We start from the raw sequence: 1,492 nt of genomic DNA, 5'->3' as shown, positions 1-1,492 counted from the left end.
CGGGTCCGTCACCCGAAAGGGCGAAATCGGGTACCTGCCCCAGGACCCGCGGACACCCAATATGGAGCAGCTGGCCCGGGACCGGATCCTTTCGGCGCGGAACCTCGACGTCGTCGTCACCAAGCTGCGGGCCGCCCAGGAAGACATGGCGAGCGACAACAATTCGGTGCGCGACAAGGCGATGGCCCGCTACGACCGGATCGAAGCAGAATTCCTTGCGCACGGCGGGTACGCCGCCGAAGCGGAGGCAGCCGCGATTTCCTCGAACCTCGCCCTGCCGGACCGGATCCTGAACCAGCCGCTGAGCACCCTCTCCGGCGGTCAGCGCCGGCGTGTTGAACTTGCGCGCATCCTGTACTCGGGCGCGGAGACCATGCTCCTCGATGAGCCAACCAACCACCTTGACGCCGACTCCATCACCTGGCTGCGCGAGTTCCTCAAGAACCATCAGGGTGGCCTGATTGTGATCAGCCACGATGTGGACCTGCTTGAAGCGACGGTGAACAAGGTGTTCCACCTGGATGCCAACCGCGCCACGATCGACATCTACAACATCGGCTGGAAGCGTTACCTGCAGCAGCGCGAGACTGATGAACGCGCGAGGAAGCGTGAGCGCGCCAACACGGAGAAGAAGGCCCAGGTCCTCATGGACCAGGCCAACAAAATGCGGGCCAAGGCCACCAAGGCAGTTGCTGCGCAGAACATGGCGAAGCGTGCGGAACGCCTGCTGGGCGGGCTGGAAGCGGTCCGCGCGCAGGACCGCGTTGCTGCGCTGCGGTTCCCCGAACCGTCCCCGTGCGGCAAGACCCCCATGACCGCCGAGGGGCTCAGCAAGTCCTACGGTTCGCTGGAGATCTTCACCGACGTCGACCTCGCCATCGACCGCGGATCGAAAGTAGTGATCCTCGGACTGAACGGTGCTGGCAAGACCACCCTGCTGCGGATGCTCGCCGGCGTCGACAAACCGGACACCGGCGAAGTCATCCCCGGGCACGGCCTGAAGGTGGGCTACTACGCCCAGGAACACGAAACCCTCGACACTGAGCGGACCGTCCTCGAGAACATGCGCTCCTCGGCACCGGACATGAAGGACGCCGAAGTCCGCGGTGTCCTCGGGTCCTTCCTCTTCACGGGCGACGACGTCGACAAGCCTGCCGGGGTGCTCTCCGGTGGTGAGAAGACTCGACTGGCTCTGGCCACCATCGTCGCGTCGTCAGCCAACGTGTTGCTGCTCGACGAACCGACCAACAACCTGGACCCCGCCAGCCGTGCCGAGATTCTGGGGGCGCTGCGCAACTACAGTGGCGCCGTCGTCCTGGTCAGCCACGATGAGGGAGCGGTTGAGGCGCTCAACCCCGAACGGGTGGTGCTGCTACCCGACGGCGTCGAGGACCTTTGGAGCGATGACTATCTCGACCTGGTGACGATGGCTTAATAGCCGCGCGCGTCGAGGTAGGCGTCTTCTTCTTCCTCGGCGGTGGGGCGGCGCTGG

1 pseudogene (cut by a window edge) is annotated in these 1,492 nt (G+C 65.0%); it reads left to right on the top strand.

Features of this window, described 5'->3' with window-relative positions:
* Window positions 1–1,435: pseudogene (gene abc-f, locus K728_RS19020) on the top strand (ribosomal protection-like ABC-F family protein) (it extends 157 nt beyond the left edge of the window).
* The last annotated feature ends 57 nt before the right edge of the window (window positions 1,436–1,492 follow it).

Source organism: Arthrobacter sp. CAL618 (genome assembly GCF_000468215.1).
Classification (GTDB): Bacteria; Actinomycetota; Actinomycetes; order Actinomycetales; family Micrococcaceae; genus Arthrobacter_D.
This window is presented reverse-complemented; position numbering and strand designations above follow the sequence as displayed.